The organism is Candidatus Methylacidiphilum fumarolicum (assembly GCF_949774925.1).
Taxonomy (GTDB): Bacteria; Verrucomicrobiota; Verrucomicrobiia; order Methylacidiphilales; family Methylacidiphilaceae; genus Methylacidiphilum; species Methylacidiphilum fumarolicum.
Genome location: NZ_OX458932.1, coordinates 1,490,542 through 1,517,148, shown reverse-complemented (window position 1 = coordinate 1,517,148; position 26,607 = coordinate 1,490,542). Strand labels below are relative to the sequence as shown.

The window sequence follows — 26,607 nt, the reverse complement described above, 5'->3', positions numbered from 1 at the left end:
TAATCAATTAGGGCTTTTCTTCTGAGTTAGTTTTTTCTTTTCTCTAAATCTATTGACTTTTTTCAATGCTCAGCAATAAATTGACAAAGCGAATGGCTCACAAAGTTCTTATTTATATCAAACCTACTTGTTCTACTTGCCGTAAGGCGGTTGGCATTCTAGATGAAATGAAAGTCGATTATGAAAAAATTGACTATTTTAGCCATCCTCTAAGCAAAGAAAAATGGGCAGAGCTTTTAAAAAAGATGGGCAAAAAGCCTATTGAAATATTAAGAACCAAGGAAGAGACCTTTACTGAACTTAAGCTTGATAAGCATCCGTTTAGTGATGAAGCATTGATTGAAATAATGGCTGCCCATCCTGAACTCATTCAAAGACCGATTCTTGAAATTGAAGATAAAGCGATTCTTGGAAGGCCCCCTGAATGCATTAAAGAATTCCTTCACTCCGTTTTTAATCGTTCATCTTGATAAAATTTTTTTCAAAGCTTCGAGTAATCTCTCAATATTTTCTTTCCTTGCCCCTTCTGCCATAAGACCAATCCTCCATATTTTTCCTTTGAGAGGTCCTAACCCAGGTCCGATTTCGATTCCATAAGCATCAAGCAGTTTTTTACGTAGGAAAGCTTCAGTTTTTTCATCTGGAACTGTGATCGCATTGAGTTGCCAGAGGCGACGGTCTTCGGGAGTAAAAAACTTCAAACCGAGTTGGGATAGTCCTTCTTTTAGCATCAAATGAGCTTGATAATGCCGTTGCCATCTATTTTGCAGTCCTTCTTCCAGAATTAGTCTTAGGGATTGATGCAGTCCATAGTTATTATTAATCGGTGCAGTGTGATGGTAGAGCCGTTCATGTCCCCAGTAACCATAAAGGAGAGAACAATCAAAATACCAACTGGGAATTTTCGTTTTTCTTTTCGCTATCACATCAAGGGCTCTAGGGCTAAAGGAAACAGGCGATAATCCAGGTGGAGAGCCTATGCATTTTTGGGTGGCGCTAAAGGTGGCATCCACTTTCCATTGATCGATAAAAACAGGGGATCCTCCAAGAGAAGTGACCGTATCAAGAATGAACAAAGCACCGCTTTCAGCAACAATGGGAGCCAGTTCTTCCATTGGATTGCAAATTCCAGTTGAGGTTTCAGCATGCACTAAAGCCACAACTTTGGGCTTTTCCTTTGATATCGCCTCTTTAAGCTGCTCGACTTCGATCGATTGTCCCCATGGGACTTCTAGGGTTTTGACTTCTGCCCCCAGTTTTATTGCTAGATCAGCAATACGTCTGCCAAAAAGCCCATTAATTCCTACAAGCACCCTATCTTGCGGCTCTATTAAGTTGACAAGACAAAACTCCATACCTGCACTTCCCGTGCCACTGATCGGAAAAGTAAATTCATTGGAAGTCTGAAACACAGCTCTTAGCATTGTCTTTATTTCTTCCATCAGAGAAAGAAAAAAGGGGTCTAGATGGCCTATGGGTGCACAGCTCATTTTTTCAAGAACTGACGGGTGCACAGGACTAGGGCCTGGCCCCATCAATAATCGCTTGGGAATATGGAAAGGTTGAATATTGAAACTCATAGAGTGGATTTTTTAGGCAGGATTGAGAAAAAAGAGTAACGACTCTTTAAAAATAGGAAAGAAAAAAAGAAAGCCAATTGTAGAGAAGCTTTGATCCGAGGACTGATGGCTCTAAAAAGAACAATAAGCGTAAAAATGCTAAGTCAATATACAGAAAAACATTTATTTTAAATTAGGCAAACCCTTAGTCTGCTCTAAGGTGGTTTTGGATTATAATCTGGATTTATTGTATTAATCATCACAATGTTAACCTGTTGAGCCTTTAAAATACATTATGAAAATAGCTATGTTTTCTTGGGAAACTCTTCATTCAATTGCTGTTGGAGGATTAGCTGTACATGTTACAGAGCTAGCCGCTGGGTTGTCCCGTCGGGGCCATCAGGTACATGTTTTTACTAGAAGACAGAATTGGATGAGTCACTATGATTGTATTGATGGGGTGCATTATCATCGGTGTGATTTTGCTTTTCATCCAGATTTTATAACCGAAATGCATAATTTATGCAGATCATTTATTGGACATCTTTGGAAGGAAGAAGATTATGCTGGGGGATTTGACATTATCCATTCACATGACTGGTTGACCTCAATGGCTGGAAAATGGGCAAAATGGGGTCGTGGCAGACGCTTTGTTTTTACCCTTCATTCTACTGAATATGGCCGCTGTGGGAACTGTCATCATGGAGGCAATTCTGCGAGGATTCGTCACTTAGAAGGAGAAGGTGCTCATTATGCGGATAGAATTATAGCTGTTTCCAATCAGTTGAAATGGGAAATTGTTTCCATTTATCACCAATGGGAAGGCAAAATCTGGGTAATTCCCAATGGGATTAGTGTGACTCCTTTTAGCGGTTTTATTGATCCGGCAGCAGTCAAGGGAAGATATGGTATTGGACCGATGGATCCAACATTTCTTTTTTGTGGCCGATTGACCCATCAGAAAGGTCCAGATCTTCTTTTAGAAGCAATTCCTTGGGTTCTTAAATTCAATGGCAATGCTAAGTTCATTTTTGCTGGTGATGGATACTTGAGATCTCAGCTGGAAAATCGATCTTGGCAGCTTGGCATAAGGCATGCTGTACGATTCATAGGACATAGGTTTGGGGCTGATCTGCATGATCTTTTTCGTGCGGTTGATGCGGTGGTTCTTCCTTCGCGGAACGAGCCCTTTGGCATAGCTGTCCTTGAAGGGTGGGCAGCGGGAAAGCCTGTTATCGCAACACATAATGGTTCAGAATTTGTATGGCATGGGATAAATGGGTACAAGGTATATCCAACCCCAGAATCGATAGCATGGGGTTGTTGCGAAATCATGAAAAATTTTGAGCATAGTCGTTGGATGGGTCAAAACGGCCGAAAGGCTGCCGAAGAATCTTTTAGTTGGGATTCAGTTGCAGCGCTGACAGAACGTTGTTATTATTCCTTATTTTAGGGCATTTGTGAGGGGCTTCTTAAAAGATTCAATCCAAAGGAGGTGTGGTTATGCCAAAAATATGTCATGCCCTTGGCCTTCATATGCATCAACCTCTAGGGAATTTGAATCTATTGTTGGATACTAATCGGTGGGAAGCTCAGCAGATTCTTTTAGCTTATGAACGGCCTATCCATTTCTTAAGACGGTATGGAGATAAGGCCAAAGTCCATTTTGGCTTTTCAGGGACCTTACTGGAACAGTTTTTAGATCCTGCAATCCAGCAAAAGAGCCAAGATATTCTCGATCTTGGAAGGATGCTTGAGGCCTACAAGCAACTTCCTAGTATAGAGCTTGTGGGAATGGGGTATTTTCATCCCGTCTTTCCCATCATCCCTATAGAAGATTGGGAAGAACAATTATGGCTGCACCGCCAATGTATTGAAAAGGTTTTTGGCAGAAAGCCTAAAGGTTTTTTCCCTCCCGAAATGGGTTTTACCATGGAAATGATCCCTTATTTGGTGGAGGTGGGCTATAGCTATGTCATTGTGGACAGTGCTCATATTCGCAGACAAGACGGTCAACCCACAGCCCCATATCAGGTGTATCTTGCTGAATGGAAAGGTAAAAGTATTGCCATTGTTCCTAGAGAAAGAGATTTAAGCAATGCCCAGCAAAGCGGAATGGACCCGGTATGGTTCTTGGGTGAAGCGAAGAACAAGACGAAGTCATTTGCTTCTCCTGTCTTGATCACAACATGGACGGACGGTGAAAATGGGGGATGGTTTAGAAACTTAAGCGATTCGGCGAATTTCTGGGGCTATTTCTTTTCACCATATTTGGAAAAAATTGAGGCTCAAGGAGATTTTGAATTGGTATTTTTGGCTGAATACATTGAACAACATCCTCCGACAGAGAAGGTGCATGTACAGACTGGGGCATGGAATGTTGGATCGACTTCAGGGTATGATTTTTCACAGTGGACAGGCTCTCAATCCCAAAAGAAAGCTCTAGAAGCCATATACAGACTTAGTGCCAAATACTGGGAAAAAGCTAAAGAACAGCAAGTGAATAGTGGGCTGGAATATACAAGGAAACTTCAAGAAATGCGCAAATTACTGCTGCAAGCAGAAACTAGTTGTTATCTCTTCTGGGGAGAATCATGGCTTCCCAAGCTTTATGATCTGATTGATCAAGCCTACAAAGCAATGCCTTGAAAAAATAGCCTACTTGTACAGTCTGCTTATTGGAAAAATAGAGGCAAGGGCACGACTGCATGCATAAGTATTTATTGATTATTCACTAATTATTTTTAAATTAAAAAAAACTTAAAGAAATGATGGGAAGAGAGCAGAAAAAAATTTGGATCTATAATATTTTCCCAAGGCTTTTGGGTACAATAAAGGATTGGGAAAGTCATCTGGGGAGGATTATTTGGATGGGTTTTGACATCCTTTTTCTCAATCCAATTAGCCCTTGTGGTGCTTCTGGAAGTATCTATTCCATATTAAACCCCAAAGCAATTGCTCCTGAATATGGAACCGAAGAAGCATTCCAGCGGTTTTTAAATCTTTGTCATCAGCAAGGGCTTAAAGTATGGGTTGATCTGGTGGCTAACCACATCGCCATAGATTCTCCCTTAATCAAAGAGCATCCTGATTGGATTGTTTGGGAAGGTGGTCAGCCAAAAAATCCTGGTTGCGTTGACAATGGTCAGTGGATCAGTTGGAAAGATCTTGCTCAACTTGACTTTTCAAATGAAAGCGTCGTTGATTATCAGAAATCGGTCATTAAATACTGGTTGGATTTGGGAGTCGATGGATTTAGAGCTGATTACGTTTATGGGATTTCACCGGCTATTTGGAAAGAGTTGATTGCTTATGGCCGGTCGATTCTTCTGAACGTTCAGTTTTTTGGGGAAGCTTTGGGCTGTCCTCCAGAACAGGTGGTCAGCATTGCTAAAAGTGGCTTTGATTATATGGCAAGCTCCATTTTTTGGTGGGATGGGAAGGCAGAATGGTGGCCGCAACAGCGGGAACTCTATAGTCAGGAATCGATCAAACTCATAGGTTTTCCTGAAAGCCATGACACTGTACGATGCGCTTCTTTTGAGGAAGCTCTGTTAAAATTGCATCGAGCCTATGAGCAGAGTGATGGCATACTCATTCCAGCGGGCTTTGAATTTGGATTTAGAAGAAAACTTGATGTAGTCAAAACCACCAAAAGGTGGTGGATTGAAGAGTTGCCTGGTCGATGGAACCTGTCGGAAAGAATCAGGCAGTTGACTCATTCCTAAATCAATTTTCCACTCATAGCGTAGATTTCGTTCGTTAGCCATGTGGTTTGTACGAACGCCATTCCAATTTGCATTCTGAACATTTTAAGGCACCATAGACATTATAGTAACTACTATACCCAGTGCTTGTATCCGACTTGGCTAATGTCATTTCATCATGGATATGAGCATGACGATGGCATAGGGCTCGACCGCAGGCTGCACAGGTTCCCCGAGCTTCTTCTTCGCAAAACCAGCATTTCATAGACGTTTTATTTAAATTGGAATTGAAAAGAGTTTACCAGAGAGATACAAAAAAACAATAAGATTCTTTTTCTTATGGTTGTAATGGAAGCCATACACCATGTTACTCTTCCAGTAAAAGATCTAGAACGCTCGATTCGGTTTTACACTGAAGTCCTCGGTTTAAAACAGATTGTAAGGCCTCCCTTTTCTTTCCCTGGTGCTTGGTTTGAAGTTGGAAACCAGCAACTGCATCTAACTGTTGTGTCTTCTCCGATTCCTAATACAGAAAGCCGTTGGATAGACACCAAAGCTAGACATGTAGCATTTCGGGTTAAAAATATAACGGAGGCTTTGACTTGGCTAAAAGGAAAAGGCTACAGTGAAGAGCAAACTGATCCAGCCTTCCGATTAAAGATCAATCTGAATAGTGTTGCTGGGTTTCCTCAAATTTTTCTTTTGGATCCCGATGGCCATCTCTTGGAAATTAATTCTGAAAGCTCCCATTAGCTAGGAGAGTTATTTATTTCTCTTTAGTTTTATTATCAGAAAAATTGTTCATTTTTTCGTTGCTTTGAAAAGTCTAAGTATGCCCACACTTATTATTGCGCCAATCGTTGCTCCAAGACAGTCTGCTAACCAGTCGTAAAAATCACACTGTCGGCCGGGGATAAGTCTTTGATAGTTTTCGTCAATCATCCCAAAGAGTGCTGCGAAGGCTATTCCATAGAGAAGTTTCGTTGAAGCTTGGCAAAAAAGCCATCCGAGAATCGAATAACCAAAAAAGTGGAGGATTTTATCCGATACATTTTTAGTGATTACAGAAAGCGAAGCTCCTGGCAACGAAGAAAAGGCGAGGATCAAATCACAGTACAAAAGAGCAAGGACCCATTTGCCAATATTTCGGTTCATGTTGGAAGAATGATTTTAAACGTAACCTTGGAAACGAGAAGAGAAAAGAAAAATAAAGAATTTGATGGAAAAAAGTTTGTGATTTTCTTGAGGGTAGGGAACGAGGGCTCCTTGTTGAGCTTTCAGCATGAAATCCAATCTCTAGTTCTTTTTGAACTCAGCTAAGGGGCATTAACGTGTAATCGGCTCATCGCCTAGAAGCCAGACAGTTGTAGTTTGATTGTGATGGCCTACAGTGCCTGCGATAGTGTAGCCTGTTTCCCCATAAGTCGAAGCTCCGATCAGGGGAACATTTTCGCCGACTAAAGATTTGACAGCTTGGATTTCTGCTCTCCCGGTTTTAAGTCTTTCGGACTGTTGGTGGCAAAGGATACAGTTAAAGAGAACGACTGCGGCAATTTTTTGAGGATAACCAGCATCGGCTATGGCTCTTTGTACGGCCAGACGGGTAGATTCAATCCGACTTTGAGAATCAGCTTCGAGCAAGGATACACCTGAGCCTTGAGGAATTTCAGAAAAAAAAGCCATCGAACCATCCTTTTGAATAGCAGCCGGGCTATGGATATGCCAATAGTGACTGACTGGCTCTACTATTCCTAAAGGATGACTATTAAAAGCATGAAAGGCTTCTTGCCATGAGGAAGAAGCCGTCAACTCCATGTAGACATCAGCAGCTCTGCGGTGATTTAAAGAATAGACGACTCTTCCAAAGCTTTCTGTCACAAACGCTCCTTTGCCTGGTACGGGACGGAAAGCATTCGCTATGCCTACTCCATTTTTCAGCGTAGTGGCTAGGGAAAGAACCGAGAGAGCGTTTTTTTCTGCCTTATCGTCTGCATAACAGTAGGTCTCCGTGACTCTTTCTAAATAGAGGGAGTCAGCTCCGCTCCCACCTGAAATTCGGACCCCGCGCCCAACATATTCGCAAATGCCTTTTAGGCATTTCTCTTCGGTCCCAATCTGAGAATGAGCGATAAGAAGAGAGAAAGGAGTAGCTTTAAGCAGATCCGCCGGTTTTTTCCCTGAAAATCCTAGATAGAGCAGTTCAGGATCAAACTGAAGTCCTTCAAAGGCTTTTTGTACGATGGCTTTGGCGCTGTTTTCAGCGTCGACGCCAATGGTCCCATAGGAAACATTGGATTTTAAGACGTTTGCTAATGGCTCAACAGAGAGCAGGAAAATACCCCCACAAGTCATAGCTTCTTCTATGCCGTTAAATTCTCCAGCGCTCGACAGTCCCCACAGATGACCGCTTAATGACTTTTTAATTTGACTGACTACCTGTTGCTGATTGAAAGTGCTTGAGATAAAACAAATTGTGAATTCAGGCTTGAGAATCCCTTGTTTTTGAAGGACATCAAGGACTTCATCTACAGTTTTTCCATAAGCTAGAGCTGTTTTAACAAGAGAGTTATCTATCGTGTTCATGTTAGAGAAAAAAGGTGGAAAAATAACAAAAAGGAAAACGAGTTGCTTATTCTAAAAATAGTAAGTTGGAACAGGCTGAGGCAAGCATTTTCTTTTTTGTAGAGAATTAGGTAAAATGCTTGTTTTGGGGATAGGTATTTTTAAGATTTTTAAGAAAATAAATCTATAGTTTGTTTTGTAGGATTTCGGCTTTTGAAAAGATATCATTAGAAAAGCAATTTGTGTTGTATGATTCCCATTGCTGATACTATACCCAGTAAAAGAAGACCATATGTAAATAATTTTTTAATTTTGACCAATATACTTGTCTTTATTTACGAGTTGACTCGTGGAAAACAACTTCAAAATTTTCTTCTGGATTATGGCAATGTGCCTGTTCGTTTTGTCTATTGGACTGAATTTGGCGGAGATACATTGGATCCTCACCGTTACATTCCTTTTATAAGCTCAATGTTTCTCCATGGGGGGTTTTTTCATATTCTTGGGAATATGGTTTATCTTTGGATTTTTGGAGACAATGTCGAAGATCGATTTGGCCACATAGGTTATCTCTTTTTTTATCTCTTCGGTGGCCTTGTTTCTGAAATTGTTCAGATAGCCTCCGATCCGCATTCTACTTTACCTATTATTGGAGCTTCTGGAGCCATTGCAGCCGTTTTAGGCGCTTATTTTGTTTTTTATCCTTATAGCCGGATCATCACCCTAGTTCCCTTTTTTGGATGGTATACTTTTGCTGAGATTCCCGCGGTTTTCTATTTAGGATTCTGGTTTTTCATGCAGCTTTTCAGTGGCTCTCTTATGGCTATGAGTCCAGAAAGTATGGCTGCAGGAGGAGTGGCCTGGTGGGCCCATGTGGGCGGATTTGTCGCAGGAGTGGGGGTGGGCTGGATCCTCAAGAACATCTTTCCGATCGAAGACTGATAGAAAAAAACGGCTTTTTCTCCGAAATGGAGAAAAAGCCGTAGGTATTAGTTAAAAACCTGTATTTTTATTTATTTTTTAATAGTTCTTCCACCCCTTTTGTGGTGCTGCCTGCTGTATAGGAATGGGCACCGACTCCTGCAAGCTTGCCCCCTTTTACAATCAGATATTCCTCTCGAATCGGTCGACCCTCAAAAAAGCATTCCAAAATTTCCCTTGTGCCAGCAGCGTATCGAGCTTGAGCCGAAAGGGTTGTTCCTGAGTAATGGGGTGTCATCCCATTGTAAGGCATAGTTCTCCAGGGATGATCGGAGGGAGGCGGTTGCGGGAACCAAACATCTCCAGCATAGGCTGCAATTTTACCACTTTTCACAGCCCTTACCACCGCATCTCGATCACAGATTTTCCCTCTGGCGGTGTTCACAATAAAAACTCCCCGTTTGCATTTTTCAATAAGCTGATCGTTGAAAAGATGCTCAGTAGAAGGATGCAAAGGACAATTGATGGTGATGACATCGCAGTGGGGAACCATAGAATAAACATCTGGGTGATAGGTGACACCAAGCTCCCTTTCGATTTCAGGAGGAAGCCTATGCCGATCTGTATAGTGTAGGTGGACATCGAAGGGTTTTAGTCTTCTAAGCACGGCCAGACCGATTCTTCCTGCCGCTACGGTACCGACATGCATCCCTTCCAGGTCATAAGCTCTTACGGCGCAATCGGCTATATTCCATCCTCCTTTGACAGCCCATTCATGCGCAGGAAGATAATTTCTCACAAGCGAAAGAATCATCATCACCACATGCTCAGCAACGCTAATGCTATTGGAATAGGTAACTTCGGCTACAGTTATGCCCGCTTCTATGGCTGCCTGAATATCCACATGATCCGAACCAATCCCTGCTGTGATAGCCAGTTTTAGATTTTTAGCCTTCTTAATGCGATCTGGAGTTAAATAGGCAGGCCAAAACGGCTGAGAAATGACTACGTCAGCAGTGGGTAGCTCTTTTTCGAAAACAGAATTCGGTCCGTCCTTATCCGAAGTAACAATAAATTCGTGTCCAAGTTCTTCCAGATACTTCCTTAGACCGAGCCCTCCCGAGACAGATCCTAAGAGTTCTCCTGGAACAAAATCAATCCGCTTAGGATTAGGCACCGTTTGACCATCTGGATACTTTTCAATTTTAGGGACCGAATCCCGTATGTAAGATTTTGGATAGCCATCCACTGGATCGGGATAAAGAACACAAAGTACTTTTGCCATATTTTTCTCCTTTGGTTTAATTAATAAAATTTATACATCATAAAGAAGTATAAGTAAATAAAATATTATTTAAAATTTAAATTTTGGTAATGTATAAAAATAATTAATATTATTTATCTTTTTACAAATTATATTTTTAGCGCTGATTCTTTATTTCATGGGATTTATCGTATGAGTCCTCCCAAGAGTAAAAGCGTGGAAAACCCTAGTATTATTGTCAGGGAGAAGATGGTTTTTATAGGTCATTCGAAGAGCCTTTTTCAAGGCTTAGGCTCAATTGTTGAGAGCCAGGGGCTGAGGTATAATGGATGAAAAAGAGTGCTAATGAAGTACGAAGAAGAAAGTTTTTATGCGCTGATTCATAAACAAGGAATTAGCAGAAGAAGTTTTATAAAGTTTTGTACTCTTTCAGCTTTCAGCTTGGGGCTTGGAATAGATGTAGTCCCGCAAATTCTCCATGCGTTTGAAACCAAGCCAAGAATACCCGTCATATGGCTTCATGGCCTGGAATGCACTTGTTGTTCAGAATCCTTCATTCGCTCAGGCCATCCCCTTGTTAAAGATGTGATCCTATCGATGATATCTCTTGACTATGATGAGACGCTCATGGCTGCTTCCGGATGGCAGGCTGAAAAGTCCTTAAAAGAAACAGTTGAAAATTATAAAGGCAAGTATCTTTTAGCCGTTGAAGGCAATCCCCCAACCAAAGAAAATGGAATGTTTTGTATAGTTGGAGGCAAACCGTTCATAGAACAACTTCGGTGGGCGGCAAAAGATGCTAAAGCAGTGATTGCTTGGGGTAGTTGTGCTTCTAATGGTTGTGTGCAAGCAGCAAAACCTAATCCTACAGGGGCGACACCTATCCATAAAATCATCCAAGACAAGCCGATTATTCGTGTTCCAGGTTGTCCTCCTATTGCTGAAGTTATGACGGGAATCATCACCTATATGGTCACTTTTGATCGGTTCCCTGAATTGGATTCTCAGAATAGGCCAAAAATGTTTTATAGTCAGCGGATCCATGACAAATGCTACAGGCGCGGTCATTTTGATGCTGGGCAGTTTGTGGAAAAGTGGGATGATGAAGGGGCAAAAAAAGGATATTGCTTGTATAAGGTTGGCTGTCGTGGACCGACGACCTACAATGCCTGTTCGACTACTCGGTGGAATGGAGGGGTTTCGTTTCCGATCCAGGCTGGCCATGGATGTATTGGCTGTTCGGAGGATGGATTCTGGGATAATGGTCCTTTTTATAGTAGGCTGTCGAAGATCGAATTGTTAGGGGTAGAAACGGATGCCGATACACTTGGCTTTAGCCTTCTTGGGGCAGCAGGCGTGGGGATGGCTGCGCATGCAGTCGCTAGTGGGATTTTCAAAAAGAAAAGGGAGGAAACCTCTGCGGCTGATTCTTTAAAAGACCAAAAAGGAAAAAAGGATGAATGACCAGCAAAAAGTTGCTCGTAGTTCTCCGTTGAACACCTCTGATCAAAGGATTGTGATCGATCCGATCACGCGGATTGAAGGCCATCTGCGTTGTGAAGTGAATATTGATGCAAACAATATAATCCGAAACGCAGTCTCTAGTGGAACCATGTGGCGTGGCATTGAACTGATCGTCAAAGGCAGGGATCCAAGAGATGTCTGGGCATTTACTCAAAGAATCTGTGGGGTCTGTACGGGCGTGCATGCTTTGGCTTCCGTACGAGCTGTAGAAGATGCCCTTGGCATAACAATTCCAGACAATGCCAACTGTATCCGTAATATTATGCATTTAGCACAAATGGTTCAGGACCATTTAGTCCATTTCTATCATTTGCATGCACTCGATTGGATCGATGTTGTTTGCGCATTAAAGGCTGACTCCAAAGCCACCTCTGAAATTGCTCAGAAAATATCTTCTTACCCCAAATCCTCCCCAGGGTATTTTTCTGACATCCAAAATAGGTTTAAGCAGTTTGTGGAAAGTGGCCAGTTGGGGTTGTTTAAAAATGGATATTGGGGTCATCCCGCCTATAAGTTGCCTGCTGAAGTCAATCTATTAGCTCTGTCTCATTATCTAGAGGCTTTGGATTTTCAAAGACAAATTGTAAAAATCCATACGGTTTTTGGTGGAAAAAATCCTCACCCTAATTGGCTTGTTGGCGGTGTGCCCTGTGCTATTAATATCGACGAAACTATGGGAGCTGGAGCACCCGTTAATATGAGTCAGCTCAACTTAGTCTCTTCGATTATCGACCGATCGATTGAGTTTGTTGAAACGGTCTATCTGCCAGATATTCTTGCGATTGGTTCCTTCTATAAAGATTGGCTTTATGGCGGCGGTCTATCTTCTAAAAATGTTCTTTCTTATGGAGAAATCCCTGAGCAGGCTGGCGATCATTCCTCAGCTAATCTCTGCTTTCCTAGAGGGGCGATCCTCAATGGGGATTTGAAAAACATCCATGAGGTCGATCCCAGGGACTCGTCTCAAATCCAAGAATACGTTTTTCATTCTTGGTACAAGTATCCTGATCCTGCCGAAAGCAGGCATCCTTGGGAGGGGATCACTGAACCTTATTTTGTCTTAGGGCCAAACACCAAGGGAAGCGGAACAACTATCCAACAGCTGGATGAGCAAGGTAAATACTCTTGGATTAAAGCCCCGCGGTTTAAAGGAGAGCCTATGGAGGTTGGGCCGTTAGCAAGGTTTCTGATCGGCTATGCTTCGGGAAGAGAAGAATTTAAAGAACTGATTGAACGATCGCTTCGTCAATTGGAGCTCCCTTTAGAAGCCCTATTTTCTACTTTAGGCAGAACGCTAGCTCGGGCATTGGAGGCTTCTCTCTGCGCAAAGCTGCTCAAAAGATTTTATCAACGCCTCCTTACAAACATTCAATCCGGTCAAACGGCAACAGCTGATACTAGCAAGTGGGATCCAGCCAGATGGCCTATTCAGTCCAAAGGTGTCGGCTTGGTAGAAGCACCGCGAGGGGCTCTTGGTCATTGGATTCGAATAAAAGATGGAAAAATCGAAAATTATCAAGCCGTTGTCCCCACCACATGGAATGGCTCGCCTAGAGATCCAAAAGGAAAGATGGGAGCTTTTGAAGCCTCTCTTCTGAATACCCCATTAGCAAAGCCAGAAGAACCTTTAGAGATTTTACGCATCCTCCATAGTTTTGATCCTTGCTTGGCCTGTTCCACCCATCTCATCGATGCAAAAGGAAGGAAGCTGGCCCAACTGAGAGTGGTTTAAAAGCATTGCCTATGAAGCCGATTAAAGAAAAGACTCTTAAGACAAAACAGGTCTATGTGTATGAAGCCCCCCTAAGGCTTTGGCATTGGATTAATGCGGCATCTATTTTCGTCCTGGCCCTTAGTGGGTATTTCATTGCGCATCCTCCGCAAAGCATTGGAGGAGAAGCCTTCGGTCATTATAATTTTGCCTTTATCCGGTACGTTCATTTTGTAGCAGCACTTCTGTTCGATGTTGGACTTATGATTAGAATCTATTGGGCGCTTGCTGGCAATAGGTTCGGAAGGGATTTTCTTCTTTTGCCTTTGTTTGATCGTTTTTGGTGGGCTGAAGTGTTAAAAAAAATCAAATGGTACCTATTTTTGGAAAAAGAGCCTATAAAATATGTTGGAGCTGATCCTTTGAATCGATTAGCAACGTTTTTTGTTTTCCTTTTAGACTGGTTCATGCTTATCACTGGATTGGCTTTGTTTGGAGAAATGGATGGGATGGGGACATGGGCATATTACTTGTTTACAATTTGGGTCCTTCCAATCTTCGGTAGCAGCCAAAACTTGCATACCTTTCATCATTTGGGAATGTGGGTGTTTGTCATCTTTATACTGCTTCATGTCTATGTCGTGATTCGTGAGGATATTCTGGGGAGAGTCAGTGTCATCGAAACGATGATCAATGGTTGGAGGACTCTTCGGGATGATCGACCGTAGGTTGAGAAAAATGCAGACACTGCTTGAAAAAATTTTCTATTCTTTCCTTAAGGCAAAGAGTGGGAAGGAATCAGAAAAAATATCTCTTAGCACCCCCACCGATATCAAATCAGTTGCAAATTTTCTAAGTGTAGGGGAAGTCGAAATCACTATTGATGAACCATTCCCTCTTCTTATCTTCGAGACTCAAATTCTTGGACTTTGGGCTGTTTGTCTTTCCAATCAGCTTCAATGGCTTGAAGTAGGCCAATTGCCTTCTGTCTTATTGAAAACTCAAAGGTCTCTTCCCCCTATTCCCAAGTTTTCTCTTAAAGAACTTGCTCCTTTCAGTGGTGGACTCATGAACTCCCCCTACCTTCTTGTAGAAATCAATCGACTGGCGACAGACTATGAAATAGAAAAAAAACCTCAGGTTATCCAGCTTAGCCTCTTACCACTATCCCTGAAAGATAAGGAGTTTTTAGAGTCGACTTTGGGCTTGGGAAAGACACTTATCCGCATCAAAGGTTATGGGGACTGTCTAATCAAGAATAGTCAGTACAAAAATATCTGGTGGATCGAGCATTTTAATTCAGCAGGCAAAAGCTTACTTCAAGCGATTGAGATCGATGAAGTGCCTGCCATAGTAAAGGCTGCTAGAGAAGATTTGGACGGAAGTATCTTGAGAATACAAAAGCTACAACAAGAGCTATCCATTTAATCATTGCAGGAGAGAAGGTGCTAGGGAGAGAAAATTCGAATCAGTGGAGCAAAAAAGTCCTTGGCCCCATCTGAAGAACCTTCTTTTTCAACCTTTGGAGGATCCGCAAGTTCGATCCGAACGATCAGTCCTCCAGCGCGAACAATTTCTTTTACCTCTGCTGGATGGTCTTTAGTGATTTCTATGATATCTTTTTTGTCGATTTTTAGGTGTGGCAGCCTCGAAGAAAATATCGCACTATCATACCTTTCCCCAAAAGGAAAGATGATGCCGGCACTGATCACTCCTTCGATAATTCGACGCGTGGCTAGACCAGCTTCATGCGCAATAAAAAGCCCATCCTTGTAGGGAGAATCCACAGAAAACCTCCCATAAGTCCAAGTATCATTTGGGTGTATACCTCTTTTTTTAAAAGCTTTGCCAATATCCGAAAAGTGAACAATCAACGGTCCTTTTTCTATACTATTGTTGCTATTTTTTTGTACTGTCTCTGCTTCTCCCTCTTCAAACACTTCCTCAGTAGAGCCGACTCCATTCATTGACTTAGGTTGCTTTTCCTTTTTTTTCAATTTTTCGGCTTTAGGAATCGATAGAATTTTAGGAGCAGAGGAAAGCCTTAGCCTAGCATAAAAGGAGCCGGCTTGAATCATTTCCAGAACCTGTGCTGGATTTGATGCAGTAATTTCAAATCGTGTTCCTTCTTTAAGCCCAGGAATGGCAAAAGCTGTTTCGCAAATAGCCATTTGTACAATGACTTCGGTTGGAGACACTGTAAAAGCACTCATTTTTTGCAAAAAACTATAACTGAGTAGCTTAGGAAAACCAGCCGCAAATACCCCATCCTTCACCGGTGCCCAAGCTGTGAATACCCCATAGGTCCAGACGTTCTTTGGTTTGGTGCCTAGTATGGAAACCTTTTTATGTAGTTCAGCAAAGGGGAGTATGTTCTTAGAATTGTGGGTGTTCTGTGACCAAGTGCGAGTATGAGGGAAAAGGATAAGTGAGTATAAAAAAATGCTAGAAAGGATAATGATTTTCTTTGTTAGACTTTTCAAGATTTTTCTAAATTCAATGTTTTTTAAATAAGATCTATACTAGAGAAAAGTTTAGAAAAGTACAATTTTTAGTCCTTGCTTTTCAATAGGTTGCTTTGTGTTGTTATTTTTATCCCTCTGATTCCAACAATGTTTCCATCTTTTTTCAGAATGAACCTAAGAGCATTTTTATCATTTGCCTTATTCATTGGTCGAACGTAGATGAATGGTTATCTATTTGATAGAACCAATTCCCAATGAACCATACAATAATCGGTCCGATCTTAGCCTATGTTCAAGATCTTGTAAGCCGGATAAAATCTTAATGATCTTCCTGGGTGGTTGCCTACCGCTTCTCTATACCTGTTTTGCTAGTAAACCAAAGCTCTAGAGTTTAAAGGCGATGGAAAGATAATTGATAGAACAATGTCATTAGAGAATTCGTCTTTCTTTTTGATTTAGGGACAGTGGGATGCAATTCTTAGAAAGAAGCTGCCTATGAGTCCAGAAACACACAGAAAAACGGTGGAGCAAAAAAGGACATTTACATTTATAGAGAAAGGAACTGAGCTTATCGCTCTTAGCTCTTTTTTTTCTATTATTGCGTATGTGGTGCTACGGTATCTATTGAAGCTAGACCCGTTTTTTGCGACTTTGCCTCTTTTTTTTAGCTACGGAATCGGTGGTATCCCTCTTCTCATTGAATTGGTATGGAAATTGTTTCGCTTTGAGTTTGGTTCTGACCTTCTGGCTGGAATTTCGATCATTAGCTCTTTCCTTCTTAGAGAATATTTGGCAGGAGCAATAGTGATTTTGATGTTGAGCGGTGGACAACTATTAGAAAGATTGGCTATCTATCATGCTTCTGCAGTGTTGAGAGCGCTTGCCCGAAGGATGCCTACAGTAGCTCATCAAAAACGAAATGGTTCTATTAAAGATATCGATTTGAAAGAGGTGATCGAGGGAATCGAGCTTATCATTTATCCGCACGAGATATGTCCAGCCGATGGTGTCGTTATCGAAGGCAAAACGGTTATGGACGAAAGTTATTTGACTGGAGAACCTTTCATGATTTCAAAGACGGTTGGTTCCACGGTTCTTTCTGGTGCTATCAATGGGAATTCGGCTATTCGCATCCGAGTTCTCAGAAAACCTGAAGACTCTCGATATGCAAAAATAATGGAGGTCATTAGAAAAAGCGAAGAAGCTAAGCCTAGAATAAGAAGGCTTGCTGAACAGATAGGGGCTTTTTATACTCCTTTGTCCATTTTTATTGCAACTGTAGCGGGCATGGTTTCTGGCAGTCCACTTCGATTCCTTTCAGTCATGGTCATTGCTACCCCTTGTCCACTTCTTTTGGCGATTCCTGTAGCGATACTAGGATCCATTTCACTTTGTGCGCGTCGATCGATTGTAGTGAAAGACAGTCAAGCTCTAGAACTCATCAGCAAATGCCAGACAGCCATTTTCGATAAAACTGGTACATTGACTTATGGAATGCCTAAGCTTGTGGAAGAATCTTATTCTAGCTTTTTTGAACCTCGGTTTGTATTTGATTTGGTTGCAAGTCTAGAGCGATACTCAAAACACCCGCTTGCAGCGGCTGTTTTGCAAAAGGCTGCAGAAAAGAAAATCGAGTTCATGGAGCTCTCTGAAGTGCATGAACCTCCAGGGAAAGGCCTTTGCGGCCTGTTTAGAAAAATGAGTGTTAGGATCACAGCCCGATCCAAGTTGTCTTCTGATATCAAGGGGCTAGAACAGATGCCTAGAGAAAGCGAAGGGTTGGAATGCGTGGTGTTGATCGATGAGGTTTATGCGGCTACTTTTCGCTTTAGAGATGCTCCAAGAGAAGAAAGTAAACCATTTATTGCTCATCTATCAGCTAAACATGGATTTAAAAAAGTTCTCATTGTTTCTGGTGATCGAGAATCTGAAGTCAGTTATCTCGCTAAACAGGTGGGGGTCTCCACTCTATATGCCCAATGTAGTCCAGAGCAAAAACTAGAAATTGTTAAAAATGAGACTAGTCAAGCAAAAACATTGTTTGTAGGCGATGGCATAAATGATGCTCCAGCCATGTTGGCAGCAACGGTTGGGATTGCTGTGGGATCAAATAGTGAGCCGACTACAGAGGCGGCTAAGATTGTTATCATGGAAAATACATTGATGAAGGTTGACGAGTTTCTCCATATCGGTAGAAGAATGAGGATGATTGCCCTACAGAGTGCAATTGGTGGAATGATGCTAAGCTGCATGGGCATGGGCATTGCGGCCACAGGAGGATTGAGTCCAGTAGAAGGAGCAATCTTTCAAGAAATCATCGATGTATTCTCATTGCTTAATGCACTCAGAACCCTTTTCCCACCCAAAACTATCAAAGATTTTTAATAAGATTCTGTTTCTTTTGCCCTTTTCTGCTTCGTTCGGAAACTCCAAGCTTGTTGTCCTCTGCTCATTTCTTTTATTAGCTAGCATCAAAGAATACTTACATTGAATAGGAAGAACGTCATAATTGTTTTTCTAGAATAAACTTCAGTCTTATGTCTTCTAGTCCTAATCTTGTTGCCGGCGTTTTATCTCCTGTCTAAAAATCTGTTGCCATAGTGTACTGTCATTTCATTTGTCTTCCTAAGTTGTCTGTTAAAACTTTGTCAGATAGTTTTTCATATCTTATATAGACCTAATGCCATTTCTTTCTTTTCTTCTTCTATTCCATTATCGTTCCCTTTGGCAATCTGATGGCTCTTCTCTAATACTTTGTTCCACTACCGCTCAAGTGTCCTGTTGCCACTTTCTTTCTTTTTAGAAAAGTCAAACAGTTTTATCAACTGACCTTTAGAGAGGACTTCTAGGACTAAGATGTTGAGAACGCATTTCTCAGAGGGGTTTTTTCAGAGATGGATTTTTAAAATGATGCCTAAAAGAACGATGCTTCCCATGAGTAATCCAAAATATTGGGAGAGGCGTTTATCGAGGTTTTCAATTTTTGATTCTAGTTTATCCATCCGAAGACTCAGTTGCATTTCCAGCCGCTGTTCTGCGTTAAAAGAGTCGGTTTTTTTGTTTTCTTCAAGAAATCCTTCGACAAGTACTTCAGAGATAATCTCTGCTTGTTTTTGAGTCAAACCAGCTTCTTCTAGCCGCTTACTGAGCTTTAGGGTATCAAATGTGGAAGCCATTTTTTTTTCTCCTTTTGTTGAATAAAAAGTTCGTCTTTAATATGGTTCTTTGCATTCTAAAAAAGAAAACTGGAAGTAAAAAGCTTTGTGAATGGGTTTATAGTTTTTTATAAGCCTACTCTTAAGCTTAAGAAAAAACTTTATTGTTAGGTGCTTCGTCATTTTATTCAGAGGAACTGATCATTGACCTAAGCAGGGAAAAGGATGTAAAAAGAAAAGAATCTACAAGGGGGTGTCCTTTATGAATCTTTATTTGATTCGTCATGCAACAGCGGAACCAAAAGCAGAGACGGATGCTCAGAGAAACTTGGTTCCTGAAGGTAAGGAAGAAGCAAAGATTGTAGGAAAAGGATTTAAAAAGCTTGGAATAAAACCTGATGTAATTTTCAGTAGCCCTTTAAACAGAGCCTTGCAAACGGCAAAGGTTATAGCTCAGACATTGAAATTTGAAAACGAAGTGGTGATCATTCCTGAACTGGAGAATGGGCATTCTTCCTCTGAACTGCTTGAAGTGATTAAAAAGTACGATAGCCAATCCTCTCTTTTTCTTATAGGTCATATGCCAAGTCTTGCTGAGTTTCTATCCGATTTTATTGGTGCCAGTAGACCTCAGGCTTTTCCTTTTGACAAAGGAGGAGTCGCTGCCATTCGATCTGAACAGCTTCGACTAGGTATCTGGGAATTGAGATTTATGTTGCGTCAGAGTCAACTACGTAGGTATTAAAAATATTTTCTTTATAATCCAGACTCCTCCTTTGGGTCTACTCTCTGCAGGCCTTAAAGCTAAAGATTCGTAAAAAAGCAGAAAAAAAAACAAAAAAGAGTCTTATAGTCAGCCTTTCCACTAACTTTAGTCGTAGGTCTCTATCTGTAATTCAAGAAACAAAAGCTTATAGCAAACACATAGTGTCTATGGATATCCTTTTATGGAGAGGGGATGATGATAGATAGAGCTAAGGGCAAGCGGTATTTTTTCTTGTATAGTCTGCCTATCCAAATCAGCTATTTTTTTGTCAGTTAATTTGACAGTGTGCAGATTGGCTAAAAAGTCAATTGCCGGTTAAGCGTCTTACGAATCGATTTAAAAAGAACATCTTTTTCTTCGGTTAGTAACTTATAGCTTGTAGAAAGTAGGTTTTCTTTTTTTTGAGGTGTAAGAAATCTTAAAGCGCCTGGTCCTATGCATCTTCGAAAGATTTCAGCTCCAGCGATTTTAAATGCAAAAGTTATCTCAAAGCTCTCTGGTAATTTATAATAGTTTAAAGCATAAAAAAAATGCTCCACTAATCCAGCTAGAAGAAGATGGGATAAAAGTAGACCTATATCGATTTCTGGTCTCCCACAAATCATCGATTCAAAATCGGATATGCCAATACCGGTTCTCGTACGGATCCAGCTTGGGGGTAAAAAATTTCCATGAATCAGTGTTGGACCTTGGTCTAAGTAGCGATACGAAGCTTGTTTCATCGCTGAATAAAATTTCCAGTCTGTAAGAAACTTTCGTTTAAGCCAGTCGTAACTTTCGTTTTCTTTGCAATCCGAAAGCGATTTTTTTTGTTTCATGGGGATAACAAAAAGATTCCTCCAGTGGTACTTACGCATTGCTTGATTCTCGAATTTTACAATCATTTTCTTTTTGTAAAAGGAAGAGTGCAGATAAGATAAAAAATCGAGGAGGGAAGTTAGTTCGTCGAAAGAGAAGGGCTCTTTTTCATAGATTGCTGAGCAATCTTTTTCCCCGAGCTCTGATAAGATGAGCAAATAGTTTGTTCGGTCCACATAAAGGAGAGAGGACACATAGCTTCTCAGTATAGGATCTTTGGAACAAAGCAAATAAAACTCTGCTTCTTTCAAGATTCGGCTCATAGGTGCTCGATTGGAAGGACAACAATCAATCCATGGCCTGGATTGTTTTAAAAGGAATGTTCTATGTGAGGTTTCTACTCTGATAATTTTATCTATTCTATGTGCCGATTCAGTTGTTAAGGATAAAATCGATTCTTTAGGGTTTAAAAATTGGATCGATTGTAAATAGCTTTCAACTTTCGGTTGATTTGCTTCTAAAAAAAACAGGTTTGGAAAATTTTTTTCCCAATCTTCATAATCCTTGGGGACCCTTTTGTTTTTCCGGTTGGAAACAAACGAAGAGAAAATCATAAATTACTATACCTTTCTATATATCAGAGAATCCTTAGTTATTTCCTATTCCTTAAAATAGAAGTTCTTCTATATTTTCCAAAGAGTAGGAAAAGATTGTATTTGCTGCCCAATCCTTACAGCTAATCTATAATAGAGAACCGAACAGCTTTTTAGAAATAAGAATGGAAGCATTAAATCAATAACTCGGTACTGTCAATAAAAAATCGAAAAACTAAAAAAGTTATACAATCAATGAAATATTTTTAAGGTTTTAACGAAGAGACGGCTTCTGAAGTTTCAATATGAAGGCATGCATACTACAAAAAAAGAAGATTTTTTTGTATTCTATCTTGTAATTATTAATAGCTTTGATTCATATTTTTATTATGAAAGCCTATGAAAAATTTTTGGCTACAGCCATTCAACTTCGAACCTTGCCGGATGAAACTATCAATCTAGTCAACGAGCTTATTAAATCTATTGTCTCGTTACATCTTGCGAATGACAAATTACAGAATATGAGTGTGGAGACTTTGGAGAGTAAATCTCCAGAACCGTCTTTGGATGTTTTATTAAAGATGATTGAAGAAGCAGGAGAATCAGGAATTAGTCTTGATGAGCTCTCTGATAAACTTCGTTGTCCAAAGGATACCATAGGGAAAATGCTTACGGTGCATTCGCAGGATATTGAGTTTGTTGGAAAAGAACGGATCGCAAGGAAAAAAATCGTTCAGCCTGCAGTCATCCCACCCTTTCTAAGACGTCGGAGCCGGCTGACCGTAGAAAAATTTATTGAAATTGTTAAAGAAGCTCCAATACATATCGATGACTTAGCTGCTAAATTAGGAGTCAAATCGAGTTCCTTAAGGGTGTTTTTAAGCAGACATAGGAAGGAGTTAAAAAATATCAAACTTGAAAAATCTCGTTTTAAATTTGTGGAATCTTCTAGAAGAGGACAGGATAATATAAGGACAGAAAAAGTTCTGGCTATACTGGCTGAAGCAGGAGGCAGAATTTCTAATAAGGATCTTGCCTGTAAACTTGGAAAAACTACTCGCCAAATTTCAAATTGGTGGACCTCTTTGATCCGAAGAAAAGCCAAGCAGCTGGAAAAGCTCGACTATGACCCTAAAGACCATATTTTCTTATTAAAGGCAGAGAACGAAAACTTTGAGTCTTAATAATTATCACTTTCAGTTTCTATGCTAAATTTTCCTCTTGTTGGAGGCCATTTGTTTTAAAGATCTGTGACAGCTCTTTTTTTTAATGAACGAGTCTATTTTACTGTTTGACTAGCTTCTCAATTATTTCGCTAAGAGAGGAGGGATCAAAAGCTGATATGGAGGTTAGAAGGGATCAGGTGCCTTTTCTTTTATTTTTTTAAGCATTGAAATGGCCTCAGATAGCAAGAGCTGTTTTCCACCGATTCCATTGATAAATTGACTGGCTAAGAGTTCTTCTTGCATTCCCATAAGCCTAAGGATAGAGAGCAACTGAGCCCATAGCGCATAATAAGCTTTTTCTTCATCGAAGAGTTTTTAAAAAATACCGTAACGACGCAGCAACATTCTCACAAGCTTTTCATTTTTTTCAGTTGGAACAACTGGCTCAGTGGCTTTTGACAATCTCGGCGTAGATTTTTCAATAGTCAGGTCATAGGTCCAATAACTTCAAGGAATGCTGCTAAAGTTTTTGCTGAGCCCGTCGGAGAAGATACGACAACATTTTTCACTTCTCCTACAATAGGCCAAAGCACTTTTTGAACATCCATGGGAACACCGTAAGTATGTTCAAACCATCATTTGATCAGAGGTAAAAAGTATGCAGACAATTTTTCATGATTGATCAACATAACGTTTTTTAACCTTCCTTAAAAAAAGCTTTTAGCACCTTGGAAAATTGATTCTTTTGAATTTAGAAAATTTTCTTTTTTAATTATAAATTGAATATTTTTTTTTATGGGGATAAAGTCTCTCCTATTTTGCATTCTCCTCTTTTTTTCTACAGCAACTTTTTCTCTAGCAGGTCCCTTTACTAAAGAAGAAAAGCTCATTCTTAAAACCGAACCTTCTTTTTCTGCCATTATGGCTCATCCCGAAGCTTATATTGGAACTCGATTATTTATAGGAGGAGTCATTGCTCAGGTTCAAAACCTACCCGATAGATCTTTAATAGAGGTCATTCACAAACCCCTATCTAAAAGCTTTAAGGTGCCTCTTACAACGGACTTGAGCTATGGAAGGTTTCTAGTCTCCACCAGAAAGTTTCTAGACCCTACCATTTATACTAGAGGAAAAAGTGTAACTGTAATAGGAAGACTAAGTCGCGTACAGCCAGGAATCATCGGAAAAAGATTCTATAAATACCCAGTAATATCTGCTTCACATATTCATCTTTGGGCAGATACTTATTAGATATATCGATTTTTTTAATGCTCTTCATCAATAGGAATGAGAATAAATTTTAAAGACTATTAATCACCTTAGGAATCCTAAGATATATTCTCAAAAATTTTTCAATGGTTTTGTTGGGTATCTTTCTTTAATAGAAACTGATCTTCTTTTACAATCTTCTAGCAGTAATGAAAAATGATGAGAAAAAAGATCCATCAAAAAAGGAATCCGGAAAAACCAGTTTTTATGTTTTTCTGATTCTTTTGTTGCTTTCTCTTCTTTATTTTGGTTTGCTGTTTTTTTCAGCCGTCAACCAATCAAGCCCATATGAAAGAATGTTTCATAGGTAAGAACCAATATCGATTTTTTCCCTTGATAAATGATGAGAAAATAGCCGAAAGGATTATTCCTAAGAAGAAATTGTTGTGTTTCATCTGAAAGATGGAGATAATTGCATTGGAAAAACTTACATAGGTGAAAATCGCTTGGTTTAGTCCTTTACCTCCGAAAAAATCTGGGATTGCTGATTTCAGTCGTAATGTTCTGACTTATTTAAAGAAATTTTCCAAACTCATCTTATTTGTGGAAGATTATTGGCCAACGGAATCCTTGGTTAGGGATTGTCTGGTTGTACGGTATGTCGAAAAGGCTCGGATCAATTGGAAGGTGTTGGAGCAAGTGGAAGCCTGTGATCTAGTCTTCTTTAACATGAGTAATGATTTTCGCTTTCATTCCTATGTTTACGAGTTGTTGTTGAGATATCCTGGAATAGTGATTCTGCACGATTACGTGCTGCAGTTCTTTTACGCTGGTTATTATTTAATCGAAAAAAGAAATTTTTCAGGCTACATAGAAAAATTCAAAGAATTATACGCTTTGGATTTGATCACAACAAACACAGCAGTAGATAGGCGTACGGCCATCTTGAATTTTTTAAAAAAAATTTATGTAGAGCATTCCATCCTTTGGTACCCAATGAATGAAGAAGTCATTTCCAAGGCATCTGCGCTGGTCGTCCATTCTGATTTTGCTCTGCAAAACATTAAAAAGAAGTTTTTATCGAAACCGGTTGTTAAGATTGATCTTCCTTATACGTTGCCTGAGGAGGCTCTGGCTTCTTTGCGGTCCAACTCGTATAGCTTTTCGGTTCCAAAGGACAGACCAAAACTCATTGCAGCAACTTTCGGCTATGTGCTTCCTAATAAAGCCTATGAACTGGTGTTCAAGGTATTGCAATCGAATCCCATGCTGCAAAAGCATATGGAATACTGGATCGTTGGAGGGACATTCTTTTGGTATAATATTCACAGTCTTGCGAAAAAATATAAACTGCAAGCCATTGTGAAGATCTTTGGATATCAAGAGCCTGAAAAGGTGCAAGAAATTCTTTCATGCGTTGATCTCTGCATTGCCTTAAGGGATCCGACAATGGGAGAAACATCAAGTTCGCTGCTTAATCAAATGCTTTTGTCTAAGCCTGTGGTAGTTTTAAACGTAGGCTGGTATGCAGAGCTGCCCAATACACTCGTTTTCAAGCTTAATCCGGAGTCTGCTGAAAAAGAGCTGGAGGAAATTTTGAAAATGTCTCTTTTTAACCGATCTGAACTTATAAAAATGGGCAATAGGGCAAAGGAATATGTTTTAGCTCATCACACGCCAATTCATTATGCTCAAAAGCTAATGGAAGTGGGTCGACAGTTCAATGAAATGATTAATAAAAAGAATGATTGAATGACCAATCATCATCATTTCCGTGTCTGCCTTGCTGTGTTTTTTATATTATCTGATGTGAAGTATGGGTTAAGAGAATAAAACTATAGAGACCTGGTACCTTTATGCTTTTTATAGTGTTTAAGGATACGCATCCAGCGTTGTAAGGCATGTAATGAGTTGGCCGCCAACTATGAAAAAATAGCTTGGTCGCATCGTTTAACTAAAAGTAATGTAAGACTGTTTCTCTTCCTCCCATCTTATCATCTTGCTCCTTTACAGGCTTCATTTTACACTGACAAACGTTGCTTCTTTTGAAGAAGGATATCTGCAAAGAAATCACTAGTTAATTCCTCTGCTTATCTCTGATATAATTGTGACCTCCTTCCACCTTTAAAAGGGTGGGCTTCCTCTTTCCTCGAAGGAAACTTCCACGAATATGAGAATTACTTCTCAGTATCCGTGCAGCGGTCTCCTTCTCCAGAGGCGTTAGTTCGGAACGGTCCAGCCCTACGGTCTGATCATAGCTCAAGCCAAGCCCTTTTCTTAAAATAACCAGGGCGGCATTAATATCACGGTCGCTAGCCCAGGAACAAGAACATTTGAGAGTTCTGTCTGAGATCGATAGCTTATGTCGTTTCCCGCAGGCAAAGCACTCTTAAGTAGTTGGTTCATATCTACCTATGAAGACAGGCGTTTCAAGACTGTTCCTCAACCTCGATTTCAGTTCGCCTATACCCGAGGCGTGAACCTGACGGCCAAAGAGCCTTGCCCAATCCTTTAGAAAATCTTCCTGGAAGACAACTCCTCTGTGTAGTTTAAGAAATGCTAAAGTCTTGTTCTGGGCATCCTTTCGCTTGTTTCTTATCTCCTCATGTTCCTTTTTAAGAAGATTCTGAACTTTGCTCTTATTCTTTGAATCGTTTTTCAACTTTGTGAGTTTTCTCTGTAGTCGCTTGAGCCTAGTGAACTCTTGCCATTCAAAGTCTATCTTTATCCCGTTAGATAGAGTTAATTTCGAATCAATACCAAAGTCCACTCCTACTTCTCCACCAATCGATTTATAATAGAAATTCCCCTTAATATTCTATAGGGTAGCCTTTCAACTGCTGTACGATAAAGTGGGGCTGTTCGTTGGAATGGTCTTTGCGAACTCGTGTATATGGTCAGGCATAACTTCTACCTGCACAATCTCCACTTCGATTTTTCTGGCTTTCTCGTGCAATAGCTCTTTTAGCCGCTGCCGCTACTTCACCCACCAAAACCGGACGGCGATATTTGGGACACCAGATGAGCTGATAACCAATATTGTATACGGCTGTTTTTGATCGCTTCCATCGTTTCCCGTCCAAAGTTACATCATAATACAATCATGAGATATCTGCAATATATCTCATTATGAGATCGCCTCTCATCCCACTCTTAAAAGTGTGGCCTTTCCCGGCGTTCACTCGTAAACTTCTTATTCTGTTTTAC

Annotated in this window: 25 protein-coding genes and 2 pseudogenes; 15 read left to right on the top strand and 12 right to left on the bottom strand. The window is 40.4% G+C overall.

The features are described from left to right. Positions 1-92 precede the first annotated feature (92 nt). Complete coding sequence (locus QOL44_RS07015) at positions 93-470, top strand: arsenate reductase family protein (RefSeq protein WP_045086585.1); 378 nt, start codon at positions 93-95, stop codon at positions 468-470. Here QOL44_RS07015 and QOL44_RS07010 read toward each other — a convergent pair. Then, positions 462-1,580, bottom strand: a complete 1,119-nt coding sequence (locus tag QOL44_RS07010; protein ID WP_009059663.1) for a pyridoxal-phosphate-dependent aminotransferase family protein — start codon at positions 1,578-1,580, stop codon at positions 462-464. The genes QOL44_RS07015 and QOL44_RS07010 overlap by 9 nt on opposite strands. Before the next feature lie 274 nt (positions 1,581-1,854). Between QOL44_RS07010 and QOL44_RS07005 the strand changes: the two genes are divergently transcribed. The 3 genes from QOL44_RS07005 (at position 1,855) to QOL44_RS06995 (ending at position 5,287) form a co-directional block, all read left to right on the top strand. Continuing rightward, positions 1,855-3,012 (top strand): glycosyltransferase family 4 protein, encoded by a 1,158-nt coding sequence (locus QOL44_RS07005; RefSeq protein WP_009059664.1) that lies wholly within the window; start codon positions 1,855-1,857, stop codon positions 3,010-3,012. A gap of 50 nt (positions 3,013-3,062) precedes the next feature. Next, positions 3,063-4,208, top strand: a complete 1,146-nt coding sequence (locus tag QOL44_RS07000) for a polysaccharide deacetylase family protein (RefSeq protein ID WP_009059666.1) — start codon at positions 3,063-3,065, stop codon at positions 4,206-4,208. A 119-nt stretch (positions 4,209-4,327) separates the two neighbouring features. After that, positions 4,328-5,287, top strand: a complete 960-nt coding sequence (locus tag QOL44_RS06995) for an alpha-amylase family glycosyl hydrolase (RefSeq protein WP_009059668.1) — start codon at positions 4,328-4,330, stop codon at positions 5,285-5,287. A gap of 34 nt (positions 5,288-5,321) precedes the next feature. Here QOL44_RS06995 and QOL44_RS06990 read toward each other — a convergent pair whose 3' ends face one another. After that, on the bottom strand, positions 5,322-5,531 hold the full coding sequence (locus tag QOL44_RS06990) for a hypothetical protein (protein WP_134372976.1): 210 nt from the start codon (positions 5,529-5,531) through the stop codon (positions 5,322-5,324). A gap of 74 nt (positions 5,532-5,605) precedes the next feature. Between QOL44_RS06990 and QOL44_RS06985 the strand changes: the two genes are divergently transcribed. Further along, on the top strand, positions 5,606-6,019 hold the full coding sequence (locus QOL44_RS06985; protein ID WP_009059670.1) for a VOC family protein: 414 nt from the start codon (positions 5,606-5,608) through the stop codon (positions 6,017-6,019). A gap of 48 nt (positions 6,020-6,067) precedes the next feature. Here the strand turns inward: QOL44_RS06985 and QOL44_RS06980 are convergent, their stop codons facing one another. Both QOL44_RS06980 and QOL44_RS06975 read right to left on the bottom strand, forming a co-directional pair. After that, a complete protein-coding gene (locus QOL44_RS06980) occupies positions 6,068-6,421 on the bottom strand; it encodes a VanZ family protein (protein ID WP_009059672.1) in 354 nt (117 codons plus the stop codon). A 171-nt stretch (positions 6,422-6,592) separates the two neighbouring features. Then, positions 6,593-7,849: an FIST signal transduction protein gene (locus QOL44_RS06975; protein ID WP_009059675.1), complete on the bottom strand. Its 1,257-nt coding sequence runs from the start codon at positions 7,847-7,849 to the stop codon at positions 6,593-6,595. Between the two features lie 291 nt (positions 7,850-8,140). Between QOL44_RS06975 and QOL44_RS06970 the strand changes: the two genes are divergently transcribed. Further along, positions 8,141-8,770, top strand: a complete 630-nt coding sequence (locus QOL44_RS06970) for a rhomboid family intramembrane serine protease (RefSeq protein ID WP_244229084.1) — start codon at positions 8,141-8,143, stop codon at positions 8,768-8,770. Between the two features lie 67 nt (positions 8,771-8,837). Here the strand turns inward: QOL44_RS06970 and QOL44_RS06965 are convergent, their stop codons facing one another. Next, positions 8,838-10,034: an NAD-dependent formate dehydrogenase gene (locus QOL44_RS06965; RefSeq protein WP_009059755.1), complete on the bottom strand. Its 1,197-nt coding sequence runs from the start codon at positions 10,032-10,034 to the stop codon at positions 8,838-8,840. A gap of 324 nt (positions 10,035-10,358) precedes the next feature. Between QOL44_RS06965 and QOL44_RS06960 the strand changes: the two genes are divergently transcribed. The 4 genes from QOL44_RS06960 to QOL44_RS06945 are packed head-to-tail and all read left to right on the top strand — an operon-like array spanning position 10,359 to position 14,676. Continuing rightward, positions 10,359-11,477 (top strand): hydrogenase small subunit, encoded by a 1,119-nt coding sequence (locus tag QOL44_RS06960; RefSeq protein ID WP_009059757.1) that lies wholly within the window; start codon positions 10,359-10,361, stop codon positions 11,475-11,477. Beyond that, complete coding sequence (locus tag QOL44_RS06955) at positions 11,470-13,269, top strand: nickel-dependent hydrogenase large subunit (protein ID WP_009059758.1); 1,800 nt, start codon at positions 11,470-11,472, stop codon at positions 13,267-13,269. Before QOL44_RS06960 ends, QOL44_RS06955 begins: the two co-directional genes overlap by 8 nt. An 11-nt stretch (positions 13,270-13,280) precedes the next feature. Then, positions 13,281-13,976 carry a Ni/Fe-hydrogenase, b-type cytochrome subunit gene (gene cybH, locus QOL44_RS06950; RefSeq protein WP_009059759.1) on the top strand — a complete coding sequence of 232 codons (696 nt, stop codon included), beginning with the start codon at positions 13,281-13,283 and terminating at the stop codon, positions 13,974-13,976. A 10-nt stretch (positions 13,977-13,986) separates the two neighbouring features. Continuing rightward, entirely contained in the window at positions 13,987-14,676 is a 690-nt protein-coding gene (locus tag QOL44_RS06945; protein WP_048814705.1) for a hydrogenase expression/formation C-terminal domain-containing protein, read from the top strand. Between the two features lie 20 nt (positions 14,677-14,696). Here the strand turns inward: QOL44_RS06945 and QOL44_RS06940 are convergent, their stop codons facing one another. Further along, entirely contained in the window at positions 14,697-15,731 is a 1,035-nt protein-coding gene (locus tag QOL44_RS06940) for a hypothetical protein (RefSeq protein ID WP_009059762.1), read from the bottom strand. Positions 15,732-16,208: 477 nt separating this feature from the next. Between QOL44_RS06940 and QOL44_RS06935 the strand changes: the two genes are divergently transcribed. After that, positions 16,209-18,098 (top strand): heavy metal translocating P-type ATPase, encoded by a 1,890-nt coding sequence (locus QOL44_RS06935; RefSeq protein WP_009059764.1) that lies wholly within the window; start codon positions 16,209-16,211, stop codon positions 18,096-18,098. A gap of 503 nt (positions 18,099-18,601) precedes the next feature. On the opposite strand, the gene QOL44_RS06930 is transcribed toward QOL44_RS06935, so the two are convergent. After that, positions 18,602-18,889 (bottom strand): CCDC90 family protein, encoded by a 288-nt coding sequence (locus tag QOL44_RS06930; RefSeq protein WP_009059766.1) that lies wholly within the window; start codon positions 18,887-18,889, stop codon positions 18,602-18,604. Positions 18,890-19,130: 241 nt separating this feature from the next. On the opposite strand from QOL44_RS06930, the gene sixA reads away from it, so the two are divergent. After that, a complete protein-coding gene (sixA, locus tag QOL44_RS06925) occupies positions 19,131-19,613 on the top strand; it encodes a phosphohistidine phosphatase SixA (RefSeq protein WP_009059768.1) in 483 nt (160 codons plus the stop codon). A 317-nt stretch (positions 19,614-19,930) separates the two neighbouring features. Here sixA and QOL44_RS06920 read toward each other — a convergent pair whose 3' ends face one another. Further along, positions 19,931-21,046, bottom strand: a complete 1,116-nt coding sequence (locus QOL44_RS06920; RefSeq protein WP_009059770.1) for a hypothetical protein — start codon at positions 21,044-21,046, stop codon at positions 19,931-19,933. Between the two features lie 350 nt (positions 21,047-21,396). On the opposite strand from QOL44_RS06920, the gene QOL44_RS06915 reads away from it, so the two are divergent. Beyond that, positions 21,397-22,209, top strand: coding sequence for a hypothetical protein (locus QOL44_RS06915; protein ID WP_244229085.1), 813 nt, complete (start codon positions 21,397-21,399; stop codon positions 22,207-22,209). 689 nt (positions 22,210-22,898) lie between these two features. On the opposite strand, the gene QOL44_RS06910 is transcribed toward QOL44_RS06915, so the two are convergent. Continuing rightward, positions 22,899-23,111: a hypothetical protein gene (locus QOL44_RS06910; protein ID WP_048814706.1), complete on the bottom strand. Its 213-nt coding sequence runs from the start codon at positions 23,109-23,111 to the stop codon at positions 22,899-22,901. Position 23,112: 1 nt separating this feature from the next. On the opposite strand from QOL44_RS06910, the gene QOL44_RS06905 reads away from it, so the two are divergent. Together QOL44_RS06905 and QOL44_RS06900 are read left to right on the top strand one after the other, a co-directional pair. Beyond that, positions 23,113-23,442 carry a Slp family lipoprotein gene (locus tag QOL44_RS06905; protein ID WP_048814707.1) on the top strand — a complete coding sequence of 110 codons (330 nt, stop codon included), beginning with the start codon at positions 23,113-23,115 and terminating at the stop codon, positions 23,440-23,442. A gap of 453 nt (positions 23,443-23,895) precedes the next feature. Next, on the top strand, positions 23,896-25,152 hold the full coding sequence (locus QOL44_RS06900; RefSeq protein ID WP_009059775.1) for a glycosyltransferase: 1,257 nt from the start codon (positions 23,896-23,898) through the stop codon (positions 25,150-25,152). A gap of 325 nt (positions 25,153-25,477) precedes the next feature. Here QOL44_RS06900 and QOL44_RS11305 read toward each other — a convergent pair. From QOL44_RS11305 to tnpA, 3 genes and pseudogenes are all read right to left on the bottom strand, one after another. Continuing rightward, positions 25,478-25,777, bottom strand: a pseudogene (locus QOL44_RS11305) (hypothetical protein); the annotation flags it as partial. Between the two features lie 12 nt (positions 25,778-25,789). Next, positions 25,790-26,170 carry a transposase gene (locus QOL44_RS06895; protein WP_009059779.1) on the bottom strand — a complete coding sequence of 127 codons (381 nt, stop codon included), beginning with the start codon at positions 26,168-26,170 and terminating at the stop codon, positions 25,790-25,792. A gap of 55 nt (positions 26,171-26,225) precedes the next feature. Further along, positions 26,226-26,483, bottom strand: a pseudogene (tnpA, locus tag QOL44_RS11300) (IS200/IS605 family transposase); the annotation flags it as partial. Positions 26,484-26,607: the final 124 nt, after the last annotated feature.